Raw genomic sequence first — 12,362 nt, forward strand, 5'->3', positions numbered from 1 at the left:
ACATAACTTCTTTAATAAAAAAATTAGTTTACTGTTTGAGAAACATTTATTTCTGTCTTCTTACTACTATACTGACTCATATTTTTAAATAATTGTTGAAGTAACGGACTTTGATTGTGTCCTTCAATCGCTGCTTGATCACGCCAATTTTCAACCATGACAAATTCATTTTCAATATCGATTGATTCGTACAATTGATAGCTTAAGCACCCGTCTTCTTTTCTTGTACTTGCAACAAGTTCATTGACTTCCGCAAGAAATTCATTTCTTTTTTCTGGTTTGATTGAAAATTTTGCATTGATAACGATCATTTTTCCACACTCGCTTTATTTAAAAGTTGTAATTTTTTCTGGAGCCAATCGAACAGATTCATACCCTTCTTCTACTGCTTTCCCAACAGATAAGATCATCACTGGAACATAACGTTCTTTGTCGAGATCAAAAGCTTCAGCCAATTGGTCTGCTTCGAATCCCCCGATTGGATTTGTTTCATAGCCGTGACTACGAGCAACTAGCATGAATTGCATTGCAGCTAAACTAGCATCAATTTTCACAACGTCATTCATTTGTTCACGTGTAAAGTTTTGGTAATAAGGAAGGATCGCAGCAAGTTGTTGGTCTCGGACTTCTGCCGGCATCTTACCTTCTGCTACTGCTTGGTCATAGATTTCTTCCCCATATTCGTAGCAGTTCATATCTCCAAAGATCATGACCATTGCAGATGAAGTATCATTTTGTCTCGTATTAAAACGGATCAATGGTTTCAATTTTGCTTTTGCTTCTTCACTTTCTACCACCACAAAACGCCATGGTTGCATATTAACTGAAGATGGTGCTGTTGTTGTTTCTTGTATCATTTCTAACATTTCTTCATGAGAAATCTTAACCGTTTCATCATATACACGAACGGATTTTCTTCCAAATACAACACTTGAAAAATCATTGTTTACTAATTCTTTGCTCATTTCTCTCTCTTCTTTCTCCTAATGTAGTTAATAAAGTTTATTCAATAATTTTGTTAGTTCGGTGATTTCTTCATCGGTCAACGAAATGCACAAAGAGTCAGCGGACTGTTGATGATTATTTTCACACTTAGCCAGTTCTCGTTTGGCTGTATCCGTCAGTAGAACAAATACTTCACGATTATTCGCTGGATTGCGTTTTCGTGAAACATAGTCTTTTTCTTCCAATATCTTCAAATGTCTAGAGATAGCTGCATTGTCTATTTTCAGATCTGTTTGAATTTGATTTTGTAAACATTTGCCTTTTTCCCATAAAAACATCAGCATTTCATATCTCGTCAAACTGAATCCAGTTTCTTTCTCGAACAAAGCTGATCCTTCTTGACTGATAATTTTGATTTTATAGAGTAACTGACTGAGTTTTCTTAAATCCATCTCCATCCTCCTTCCGTTGACTTGTCAATTATTGACTTATCAATAATATAAATGTTTTAGTGAGACTTGTAAAGCATAAAAGTTTGAATAACAAAAAAAAGAGAAAGCTATTCCTCTTTCTCTTTTAAACTATTTTTTATTTATGAGACAAGCGCTGGTTCATAAATTTTTGAAGAAGTTTCAAAAATGGCTTCTATAGTAGTTAAATCATATACATCCGCATATTTCGCAACCACTTTCCCACATTTTTCTAATATTTCTTCATGATCACTTTCTTGGTATTTTTCCACACATAACACGATACAATTTTCTAATTTATTAATGACTTCACCTACTACTACATGCTTTAAACCGATTGGCTTACACGCATATTTTTGTCCCAAAATGATTTCTTCGTTATTCATATCTCATCCACCTTTAATCGTTCTAACATTTTATAAAATGATAATAACATTAAAATTAGATTATGAAAACCAAAAACCATTATAATTTTAGAAAAAAATCAAAAGAACGACTATTTCGAGCGTTCTTTTGATTTCACTTGTTAAAGTTATTGAATTTTTTAAGAAATAACATCTAAAGGCACGATATCAATAAGCATTTCTACGTATTTCTCAAGATATTCTTGATCAATATGATCGTATCCGCCTGTTACACCACAATCAATATCTAGAACGCCAATCAGATGTCCTTCTTTGATCATGGGCACAACGATTTCAGATTGAGCTGCAGAATCACAAGAAATATAGTTTTCATGTTTCTTAACGTCATCAACGATCAATGTAGTTTTTGTTTGTGCTGACTCACCACAAACCCCTTTTCCCATTGTGATCCTAGTACAAGAAACACGACCTTGAAATGGACCCAAAATCAATTCTTCGCCATTATATAGGTAATAACCTGCAAAAACTGTTTCTGGTAATGTCTCGTTCAACAGAGCAGAAGAATTCGCTAAATTTGCTAGCCAATGATCTTCTGCCTCTAATAATCCTTTTTGCTGTAATAATAAAATTTGATAGGCATCTTCTTTTTGCTTTTCTGTCCACAACATCTCAACCACTCCTTCTATGAAAAAATTATAGCTTAGAAATGATTTGCTGACTAGTCATTGAGAAAAAACTGACCTTACTAGACAGAAAGACGGGAAAAGAACATCCTTCAAATATAAAATACTTTCATTATTAATTTTTAGCATGGACTCATTAGAAAATTATTCTGCTTGCTGGATCTCTTGTTCCAAGTTTGCATAATCTATTGTCGTTCCAATAAACGTTGGATCATCGCTGGGAAAATGTTGAACAAGTATTTCGATTTTACTGATTTCGACAGTGCCTTTTGTCAGCTCAAAATCAATGACATGCCCTCCGAATTGTTTAGCTTCATCGATATAGTGCAAATGAAATCCAGCAGCTGCTACTCCTTGAAACAGTTCTGGCGTATAAAATCCAACTAACGTTCCTTGACTATTTGTTTCATGAAATTCAGGTTGAGACTCTGATATTTTTGCTAATCTTCGGTAAGGCTTTTCTTGTTTTGGCATAATACGTGTGTGGACTGTTTTAAACAGCCCAGTAATTTTTATCGCTAAGAATAAGTTGTTTCCTGCTTGACTGGCTAAAATTGATTGTTTTAATTCTTCGCCTTTTGTTTGATTTTTGACTTCAAAACGTTCATCTGTAATGAATGGGGTGATTGCTGCATAAGGAGTGGTTTCTTTTCCTGTCAGCTTAACAACTACTCCATCGGAACGTCCTTGATAAGCTTCACCATCTAGGAAGATGACTTCCCCATCTAATCCATGTAGCGTTCCCAAACCTAAAGTCCCGTGTTTGAGTATCTGTTCAATCGTCTCAGTACCATCCATTAGTCCTGCCATCAATGCTCCTAGTGTTCCATGTTGAAAAAGTATTCTTTCACTCATCTTAGCATCTCCTTAATAGAATTGATCTGGTAAAATCGTTTCACCAAGTTTTTCATTGTCACGGTAATCGATTGGAATATCGATGATAACTGGACCTTGCGTTTTAAATCCTTCTTCTATTGCTTGTTCCAACTCAGCGACAGAGGTCACACGAAGCCCCTTAGCACCAAAAGCTTCCGCATATTTTACAAAATCAACCGGGCCAAAATCCACACCGGAAGCTCGTTGATATTTCATGATTTCTTGAAATTCTACCATATTGTAACGACCATCGTTCCAAATCAAATGAATGATCTTCAAATTTTTACGAACAGCTGTTTCTAGATCTTGAGCAGAAAATAAGAAACCACCATCACCAGATACCGAAATGATTTGTGTCTTAGGACGTACTAATGCAGCAGAGATTGCCCATGGTAAAGCAACGCCTAGTGTCTGCATCCCATTGCTAAATAATAGATGTCTTGCTTCATAACTTCTAAAATGACGTGCCATCCAAATGTAGTGACTACCTACATCTACAGTAACAGTCATCTCATCTGTCACTTTATTTTGGAGTGTATTAATGACTTCTAGAGGATGTAAAATTCCTTCGCGGTCTTTTGTTGGCACAATATCACGCTCAGTTAATTTATTTTGCAAAAAGGCTAAGTATTCTTTCGCATCACGTGACACTTGATGCGGTGTTAAAGAATCCGTCAACAGATCCAATGTTTCAGAGATATCCCCGATTAATTCTCTTTCTGGTTGCATGTAAGAATCAATCTCAGCTGGTGTTTCATCAATAACGATTACTCGAGCATCTTTTTCAGCATTCCAGTTTCTTGCTTCATATTCGATTGGATCATACCCAATCGCAATCACTAGATCACTTCGTTTCAATAACATATCTCCTGGTTGATTTCTAAACAAACCGACTCTGCCAAAAAAATAGTTTTCTAATTTTCTAGAAATCACACCAGCGGCTTGGAAAGTTTCCACCACCGGCAAGCCTGTTTTTTCTACTAATCTACGGATCGCTGCTGTTTCTTTTTTACTTGAACCTCGCATCCCAATTAATAAAACAGGTAATTTCGCTTCTTGAATACGTTCCGCTAAATAATCGATATCGCCAGCAGAAGCAGAACCTAATTGTGGATCTTTTAGAGGTTTGATGACTTCATTTTTTACAGTCGCATCTACCACATCTTGTGGGATACTAATAAAGCTTGCTCCTTTTTTCGAACTTTTAGCCATTCGATAAGCATTGGCAATCACTTCTGAAATTGTTTCTGGATCTTGAATTTCTGCACTATATTTAGTGATTGGCTGAAATAAAGCAGCATTGTCCATGCTTTGATGAGTTAATTTAAGTAGATCGCTTCGTTTGACTTGTCCTGCAATTGCAAGAACCGGATCACCTTCAGCCGTAGCGGTCACTAGCCCAGTTGCTAAATTACTAGCTCCAGGACCACTAGTAGCAATGACGACACCTGGCTCGCCTGTGATCCGTCCAATTGCTTGAGCCATAAAAGCGGCATTTTGTTCATGTCTCGTAACGATTAATTCTGGTCCTTGATCTTCTAACTCATTAAACACCCCATCGATTTTTGCTCCTGGAATCCCAAAAACATATTCGACTTGGTGATTTGCTAAACTTTCTACTACAGCTCTAGAACCTTGTTTCATTTCATCATCCATTACAATATTACTCCCTTTTCATTAAACATTCTCTCGAAAAACACTTTTTTATTAGTACAGTTTTACAAACTGTTTCACAAAAAGAGTGTAACACAAATTTTTTCATTTGTGTAGTAATATGAAAAATAAGCTGTAGTTTCAGAAAAATTCATGAAACTACAGCTTATTTGATTAGCGATACGATTTTCCCCAAATAGCTAACCCAAGCAATCTCTCATCGATTTGCGCAACTTCAGGCAGTAGCCCCCCATAAACAATAACCATTTTTTTCAAATAAACGTTGACTCGCTTGATTACTATCGAAGATAAAGGCTAGCACGGTCTCAATACCTAAGCCAGGGAGCTGTTTTTCTACAAAGTCCATAGCATACTGCCCAATGCCTCTATGTTGATAGGTCTCATCAATATAAATACTGATTTCTACCGTTTGATCATATGCTGGTCGTCCATAAAAATCACTCAAACTGATCCAGCCAATGATTTCCCCTGCTTCTTGCATGATCCATAGCGGACGTTTCTTAGGATCATGGGCTTCAAACCATGCCAATTTATCCTCGATAGTTACGGGCGTTACATCGGCAGTTGATTGTTTCGTTAAAATCGATTGATTGTAAATCTCCACGATGCGAGGTAAATCTTCTTTAGCTGCTATAGAATAACGGATCATATAGTACACACCTTTTTTTGTTTAAAAACTATTATACCAGTTCAAATTTTTAAGACAAGAATCTACTGATAAGATCACTAATCAAAACAAACACGTTTTTTAGCAAATGATAGTTTTTACTTATTTTTATTACGCTTGTATTGATGGATGATTTTCAGTGCTCTTTTTTTTGTTTTGATGTTCGGACTCTTTAACCGACGATAGGCACTCGCTAAGTCTTGTTTTTCCATTGCTTTCTCCCTTTTTCAAGTCTATTTTTATCAAATAAACCGTTCACGAACTCAAATAGTAATGATTACGATTTATACAAAAAATATAACTTCACCCAAAAAATTTGTCAATAAAAAATAAAATGAAATAACGATTATTTTATAATGTAAACAGCAAACAAAGATGGTATTATAAAGTAACAAAAAATTATCAAGGTGAGAAAATGAATAACACTCAATTAACGCTATATATATCCCTGGTCAAATTCCTCGGACAAGCTTTAGGGGAAAACTATGAAGTGGTTCTTCATCATCTAGAAGAAGGTCATTTTCATATCGCTGCCATTGAAAACAATCATATAAGTGGACGAGATATCCATTCTCCTGTTACTGGTTTCGCTTTAGAAATGGTGCGCTCAAAGAAATATCTTAAACAAGATTATTTAGTCAACTATGATGCACAAACAATCAACGGGAAAAAATTAAGAGGTGCCACTTTTTTTATACGCAATGATCAGCAGAAGATAGTCGGATTACTTTGCATTAATCAAGATATCAGCAAATATCAGTCACTCTCAAAGGAGATACTCGCATTAGCTGGCTTATCAACAGAAAAACAACCACTTGCAGTGTTTGATACAAATCACCTCCCCGAATCCGTTGAGATCTTGGAAGAAACCATTGAAGGGATTATCTACTCTATCGTCCCCTCCGATCTCTTGGACAAACAGACTCCTTTAAATAAAGAGTTGAAAATTAAAATCATTCGCCAATTAAATGAAAAAGGAATCTTCCAAATCAAAGGCGCTGTTTCACAAGTGGCTAAGATTCTCAACATATCAGATCCCAGCGTTTATCGTTACCTGAAGATTGCTGAAGGAGAAAAGTAAAGAGATTGCGAAAGCATCGGTTACCTCCAATGACAATAAGCAAGCATTTTTTTAACAGCTTCTCAGACATGATGGGCTTTGAAACTAAAGACGGCACTCCTCTTCACTAAGGCGTGCCGTCTTATTTCTTGGTTGTTTCACTTTTGAAACAGGCGAAAGCTATAGTAAAAACGATCTAATCCGCGAGTTGGTATCAAATTATTACCTAGATATCATTTGATCACTAATTGAACACATAACTTTTCCCATTGTCTATTACTCTTCTTCATTTTTTTTATTCAATGGTGCCAAAAACGCTTGTTTATCAAATGTTCCTTCCCACTTATCTACCATAATCGCAGAAACCATTGAGCCTGCGACGTTCAACATGGTACGTCCCATATCAACAATCGGATCGATACCAAATATCGCTCCAATACTTGTGAGTTAGCTGGATTCGTGACTTTGATTAATTACGTTATCTTAGAACCAACTGGTTTTATGGGTAAAATTGTTAAACCCGAAACATTAATGAAAGTTCAAGAAATTGGCATGTCGATCGCCAATGGAACATTGAGTATTACGACGCTATTAGTTGTAGCTGCAGTTTCTTATCATATGTGTGTTAGCAGAAATTATACAAATCATATCGCAGCGGTTTTAGTTTCGATCTCAACTTTCATCGTTTTAACACCAATGAAAATGATGTTCACTCCGGAAAATACAAAAAAAGCGATTGAAGTAACCGGAGTTATTCCAGGTTCCCATACAGGTGCATCAGGAATGTTTGTCGGAATCTTTGTTGGATTAGTAGCTACTGAGCTATTCATTAAATTATCTACAAATGAAAAATTGCAAATCAAACTATCTGGAAATATCCCGCCCGCAGTGTTGAAGTCATTCAATGTATTGATCCCGATCATGATTACTGTTACTGGTTTTGCGATTCTATCTTTCGCTGTCAATCAGTTATTCAACATGGACGTAAATGGCTTGATCACTAAAGCGATCACGGGACCTTTAAGTCACATCACAACTGGTTTACCTGGCTTTATCTTAATCACATCAATCGCCAATTTATTCTTTGGTTTTGGAATTCATCAAGCTGTAATTTCAGGTTCTTTACTTGATCCGTTCTTATTACAAAACATGCAAGAAAATATGGCAGCTTATGCAAACCATGAACACATCCCACATATTATCAACATGGCTTTCAAGGATACTTTTGCTGTTATGGGTGGTTCAGGAAATACGATCGCCTTATTGATTGCGATTTTCATCTTCAGTCGTCGAAAAAATTATAAAGACTTTGCTAAACTATCGGTAACACCAGCGATGTTTAATATCAGCGAGCCGATCATCTTTGGATTACCGATCGTATTTAACTTGAGTCTAATTATTCCGTTTGTGTTAGCACCAATCTTCTCGTTAGTAACTGCCTACTTTGCGACTGCAGCCGGCTTAATCAATCATGTGGTAGTTCAGATACCGTGGACCACACCACCAGTTATTTCAGGATTCCTTGCGACAGGTGGAGATTGGCGAGCAGCAGTATTGCAAGTTCTAATCATTGCGGTTAGCGTATTTATCTATCTACCATTCCTACGAATTGATGAACACGTAACGGCAAAAATGGCTCAAAAGGAAGCTGAAATCACTAATCCATAATTGACACCTCCGCTCCTAAAAAAGTGGCCTTTCTCGTTTAGTAAATATGTAAAAAAACGTCCTCAATTCTCTTAACAACCGACATTTGGGATCATCGTTGCATTTTGAATAAGTTGAAATTATGAGACTGATGAATCAGAACAGATTCTTCAGTCTCATTTTCAGTTAACTTGCCAATGACAAAACGATTGTTAGTAAAAACATTCAAAAAAGGTTCTTATTATTCAAGGACTGTCGAAATTTATATTTTTAGACACTCTCTAGCAGGATTTTTTTCTGATCTCATTAATACGCATAGCGTTTGCGTGTAGTACATATAAACTTGATAAGCTGATTACGTTCACCTACCAGATCTGTCGCCCCTTTGGTATGAATAGGACTGTCATCGTGTCATCTGATTGACGTGTATTTAAGATATACCAAAGTGACTCGACTTTTTGCTCCTTGTTTGCCACTCTTGCAAATCTATAATGTCAAATAATCTAGACTTATCGCTTATAAAAATAAACAAAAAAAGAACCCTTGAAAATCAAGGGTTCTTCCACTATCAGATAACGATAGATTAACGACGGATTTCTTTGATACGAGCAGCTTTTCCGTGTAATGCACGTAAGTAGTACAATTTTGCACGACGTACTTTACCGTAGCGAACGACTTCGATCTTTGCAACACGTGGTGTATGCAATGGGAATGTACGTTCAACACCTACTCCGTTAGAAACTTTACGTACTGTATAAGTTTCGCTGATTCCAGCTCCGCGGCGTTTGATTACAACACCTTCAAATAACTGGATACGTTCACGTGTACCTTCGACAACTTTCGCATGAACACGTACAGTGTCACCAGGGCGGAAAGCTGGGATGTCAGAACGTAGTTGTTCTTTTGTTAATTCTTCGATTAATGGATTCATTGATCTTTTCTCCTTATTCCAAACATTCTTATGAGTTTTCCCTCACAGCGGAACATCGTAATAGTTAAGTGCTTTTGCACTTACCATAAGATACTATCATACTATCAATTTAGTGTAAAGAGTCATATTGATATTTCTTATTCTATTTCGTCTGATTCTTCTTTTTTGACTTCTTCTAACAATTTCAGCATTTGTGGAGTCATTGATAATTGTTCCAATAAGTCAGGTCGGCGTTGATAGGTTCTTCTTAAGGATTCTTTCAGTTGCCATTCTTCAATCAATTTATGGTTTCCATTTGTTAAAACTTCTGGGACTTTCATCCCGTTAAATTCTGCTGGCCGTGTATATTGAGGATGTTCCAATAATCCCGTTGAATAAGAATCTGTTTGAGCGGATGTTTGATTTCCTAAAACGTCCGGTAGTAAGCGGACTGTTGCATCAATCATCACCATTGCGCCAAGTTCGCCACCAGTCAAGACATAATCACCTAAAGAGACTTCATCCGTAACTAGCGAACGGATTCGTTCATCATAGCCTTCGTAATGTCCACAAATAAATACTAAATGTTCTTCATTCGAAAATTCTTCCGCCATCGCTTGATCAAATCGTTTACCAGCTGGATCCAATAAAATCACACGTTTTTTTGTTTCAGGATTTGCTTGTTCAATTGCTTTGATATTGTCATAGATAGGTTGGACTTTTAACAACATCCCTGCCCCGCCACCATATGGATAATCATCGACCGTTTGATGTTTATTATCGGAATAGTCTCTAAAATTAGAAACATTGATCTCTAACAATCCTTTATTGACCGCTTTACCGATGATCGATTCACCCATTGGTCCTTCAAACATTCGTGGGAAGAGTGTTAAGACATCAATTTTCATCATCGATCAATCCTTCTGGAATCTCGACGTAAATGACCCCATTTTCTAAATCAACTGTTTTAACCACTGAATCAATATAAGGAAGCAAAACATCCTTTTTCTTTGGTCGTTGGACTACCCAAACATCGTTAGCACCTGGTGAAATAATTTCTTTGATTTTACCTAATTCATTTCCATTTTCCTCAACGACCTTTGCTCCAATGATCTCATGATAATAAAATTCATTTTCTGGCAACTCGATCGTTTCTTCTTTTGAAACTTTTAAAATACCGTCTCGATATTTTTCAACATCGTTGATTGAAGGATGCCCTTCAAAACTTAACAAGTCAAAATTTTTATGTTTACGATGACTTTTGACGGTTAATTCAATTGGCGCTTTCTTCTCTTGAAACAAGGTAAGTACAGCACCTTTTTTATATCGTTCTTCTGGAAAATCTGTGGTAGAAATGACGCGCACTTCTCCTTTGATCCCTTGAGTATTTACGATTTTTCCAACATTTAAATATTCAGTCAACTTGTATCCCCTTTTCCTTTTCACACATGTTTCAACCAAACAATGGTTTTTAAATGGCTGAACGTGTTTTTGACGTATCTGCCTTATTTTAGCATGTGTGCATATGCAATTCTACTTTCTTTTCGCTTTTCTATATCATTTTCCAATCATTTATTGGTTCATAGAAACAGCCATTTTCAATGCGGAAAGAGTATCTTTGTGGGTAACAGTATAAACATTTTTAGGCTCTTGCCAGCTTACTTGTGTAGCTTGTTGGGAAGAATCATTCATTTCAACCGTAATTTTCCCGTACTTCTCAGGAGCAGGCAAACTTGCTTTTTCTAAGTAAGCAACGATTTCTTTGGCTAACGGTACAGGATCTTGTCCTTCAATATTACTTGCCCGGACACGAATACTCCAATTTCCTTCTTGCCATTCTAGAATACTAGATCCCGCTGCTCCTTGTTGATAGCCAGTAATATTATAGCCCAAATCGACTTGTCGGCCGTTTGTATCAACCGTAACTGGTTGCAAGGCATCAATTGCTTCTTGACTAGAAGCAAAGCCATACTGGTAAAGATAAGAAGCCATCGGGGTTTCTTGGTTTAACTCTTTGGCATTTAAGACATAGGCTTTGGGTAGGTCATAGTATAAGATCGAAAAGCCCTGTTTGGTTTCGGCAGCAGCGATGTTTAATTTCCCTGTTGTAATCGGTATCTCTTGTGGCATCGGTGTTGTTGGGTATTTTTCTTTCAGTTCTTCAAATGCGGTTTGTGATTGTTTATTCTGTGTAGATGTTTCTGTTTTTGTAGTCGCCGTTTCCGTTGTATTTCCAGACATCTCAGAGCTTTCACTCTTTTTGGTTGTTGATTGAGTATCTGTTTCTTTGGAAGTACTATGACTCGTTGAATGAGTCTCTGGTGTCGCCGTATCAGTTGTTTCAGTAGAATTATTTGTCCCTTGACAGGCACTTAAAAGTAAAAGAGCTGGTATCAATAATGCAACTTTTTTCATAGGTATCTACTCCTTTCTATACTTTAAGGATACGCTTTCTATACTCATTTGCCAAGTAGTCCCCTCAAAAAGAAAAAAGCTGTCTCGTCAAGACGAAACAGCTTTTTTTATTCCTTATGATCGATAATATTTAAACGCACTTTTTTCGGTGCATTTGTTCGTACCCCGTAAACGATCGTACGAATTGCTTTCGCAACACGCCCTTGTTTACCGATGATACGACCAATATCTTCAGGAGCCACAGTTAGGTTATATTCATAGAAGTCTTTTGACTCAGTGACTTCTAACTGGATTTGTTCAGGATAAGTGACTAACGGACGAACGATTGTTAAGACTAATTCGCTTAAATCTTTCATATCCGATCACCTTATTTCTTTGAGAATTTAGCTTCGTGGTGTTTTTGCATAACGCCTTCTCTTGAAAGGATGTTACGTACAGTATCAGAAGGTTGCGCACCTTTAGATAACCAGTTAAGAACTAAATCTTCTTTTAAAACTACTTCTGCAGGGTCTTTCAAAGGATTGTAAGTACCTACAGTTTCGATGAAACGTCCATCACGAGGAGAACGTGAATCAGCTACGACGATACGGTAAAAAGGACTCTTTTTAGAACCCATACGTTTTAAACGGATTTTAACTGCCATTATATAT

The 12,362-nt window shown here is 36.6% G+C and carries 17 protein-coding genes and 1 pseudogene; 2 read left to right on the forward strand and 16 right to left on the reverse strand.

Translation table 11 applies throughout. The features are described from left to right. Positions 1 to 23: 23 nt before the first annotated feature. From IGL30_RS08445 to IGL30_RS08485, 9 genes are all read right to left on the reverse strand, one after another. The gene (locus IGL30_RS08445) at positions 24 to 311 is read right to left on the reverse strand and encodes a putative quinol monooxygenase (RefSeq protein ID WP_010718425.1); all 288 of its coding nucleotides are present in this window, start codon (positions 309 to 311) and stop codon (positions 24 to 26) included. 15 nt (positions 312 to 326) lie between these two features. After that, positions 327 to 965: a nitroreductase family protein gene (locus tag IGL30_RS08450; protein WP_088745752.1), complete on the reverse strand. Its 639-nt coding sequence runs from the start codon at positions 963 to 965 to the stop codon at positions 327 to 329. A gap of 27 nt (positions 966 to 992) precedes the next feature. Next, positions 993 to 1,397: a MarR family winged helix-turn-helix transcriptional regulator gene (locus IGL30_RS08455; RefSeq protein WP_088745753.1), complete on the reverse strand. Its 405-nt coding sequence runs from the start codon at positions 1,395 to 1,397 to the stop codon at positions 993 to 995. Between the two features lie 140 nt (positions 1,398 to 1,537). Then, positions 1,538 to 1,801 (reverse strand): hypothetical protein, encoded by a 264-nt coding sequence (locus IGL30_RS08460; RefSeq protein WP_010737894.1) that lies wholly within the window; start codon positions 1,799 to 1,801, stop codon positions 1,538 to 1,540. Between the two features lie 158 nt (positions 1,802 to 1,959). After that, entirely contained in the window at positions 1,960 to 2,445 is a 486-nt protein-coding gene (locus tag IGL30_RS08465) for a GAF domain-containing protein (RefSeq protein ID WP_025480112.1), read from the reverse strand. Between the two features lie 162 nt (positions 2,446 to 2,607). After that, on the reverse strand, positions 2,608 to 3,318 hold the full coding sequence (gene budA / locus IGL30_RS08470; protein ID WP_088745754.1) for an acetolactate decarboxylase: 711 nt from the start codon (positions 3,316 to 3,318) through the stop codon (positions 2,608 to 2,610). A 12-nt stretch (positions 3,319 to 3,330) separates the two neighbouring features. Continuing rightward, entirely contained in the window at positions 3,331 to 4,995 is a 1,665-nt protein-coding gene (alsS, locus tag IGL30_RS08475; RefSeq protein ID WP_034700787.1) for an acetolactate synthase AlsS, read from the reverse strand. Positions 4,996 to 5,227: 232 nt separating this feature from the next. Next, the gene (locus IGL30_RS08480) at positions 5,228 to 5,662 is read right to left on the reverse strand and encodes a GNAT family N-acetyltransferase (protein WP_249509853.1); all 435 of its coding nucleotides are present in this window, start codon (positions 5,660 to 5,662) and stop codon (positions 5,228 to 5,230) included. A gap of 116 nt (positions 5,663 to 5,778) precedes the next feature. Next, positions 5,779 to 5,892: a putative metal homeostasis protein gene (locus tag IGL30_RS08485; protein ID WP_010718433.1), complete on the reverse strand. Its 114-nt coding sequence runs from the start codon at positions 5,890 to 5,892 to the stop codon at positions 5,779 to 5,781. A gap of 203 nt (positions 5,893 to 6,095) precedes the next feature. Between IGL30_RS08485 and IGL30_RS08490 the strand changes: the two genes are divergently transcribed. Further along, the gene (locus tag IGL30_RS08490) at positions 6,096 to 6,761 is read left to right on the forward strand and encodes a helix-turn-helix transcriptional regulator (RefSeq protein WP_010737898.1); all 666 of its coding nucleotides are present in this window, start codon (positions 6,096 to 6,098) and stop codon (positions 6,759 to 6,761) included. Positions 6,762 to 7,016: 255 nt separating this feature from the next. On the opposite strand, the gene IGL30_RS08495 is transcribed toward IGL30_RS08490, so the two are convergent. Then, positions 7,017 to 7,178: a cation:dicarboxylate symporter family transporter gene (locus tag IGL30_RS08495; protein WP_430394596.1), complete on the reverse strand. Its 162-nt coding sequence runs from the start codon at positions 7,176 to 7,178 to the stop codon at positions 7,017 to 7,019. Positions 7,179 to 7,187: 9 nt separating this feature from the next. Here IGL30_RS08495 and IGL30_RS08500 point away from each other — a divergent pair. Further along, positions 7,188 to 8,408, forward strand: a pseudogene (locus IGL30_RS08500) (PTS sugar transporter subunit IIC); the annotation flags it as partial. Positions 8,409 to 8,970: 562 nt separating this feature from the next. On the opposite strand, the gene rplS reads toward IGL30_RS08500, so the two are convergent. From rplS to rpsP, 6 genes are all read right to left on the reverse strand, one after another. Then, entirely contained in the window at positions 8,971 to 9,318 is a 348-nt protein-coding gene (rplS, locus tag IGL30_RS08505) for a 50S ribosomal protein L19 (RefSeq protein ID WP_002286913.1), read from the reverse strand. Between the two features lie 137 nt (positions 9,319 to 9,455). Further along, a complete protein-coding gene (trmD, locus tag IGL30_RS08510) occupies positions 9,456 to 10,205 on the reverse strand; it encodes a tRNA (guanosine(37)-N1)-methyltransferase TrmD (RefSeq protein WP_025480115.1) in 750 nt (249 codons plus the stop codon). Further along, positions 10,195 to 10,719 (reverse strand): ribosome maturation factor RimM, encoded by a 525-nt coding sequence (rimM, locus tag IGL30_RS08515; protein WP_088745755.1) that lies wholly within the window; start codon positions 10,717 to 10,719, stop codon positions 10,195 to 10,197. Before rimM ends, trmD begins: the two co-directional genes overlap by 11 nt. A gap of 150 nt (positions 10,720 to 10,869) precedes the next feature. Beyond that, a complete protein-coding gene (locus IGL30_RS08520; protein ID WP_088745756.1) occupies positions 10,870 to 11,712 on the reverse strand; it encodes a hypothetical protein in 843 nt (280 codons plus the stop codon). A 107-nt stretch (positions 11,713 to 11,819) separates the two neighbouring features. Then, a complete protein-coding gene (locus IGL30_RS08525) occupies positions 11,820 to 12,068 on the reverse strand; it encodes a KH domain-containing protein (RefSeq protein ID WP_317751777.1) in 249 nt (82 codons plus the stop codon). Between the two features lie 11 nt (positions 12,069 to 12,079). Continuing rightward, positions 12,080 to 12,355 (reverse strand): 30S ribosomal protein S16, encoded by a 276-nt coding sequence (rpsP, locus tag IGL30_RS08530; protein ID WP_010718464.1) that lies wholly within the window; start codon positions 12,353 to 12,355, stop codon positions 12,080 to 12,082. Positions 12,356 to 12,362 lie beyond the last annotated feature (7 nt).

This window comes from Enterococcus sp. DIV1089c, from assembly GCF_050530965.1.
Classification (GTDB): domain Bacteria; phylum Bacillota; class Bacilli; order Lactobacillales; family Enterococcaceae; genus Enterococcus_B; species Enterococcus_B hirae.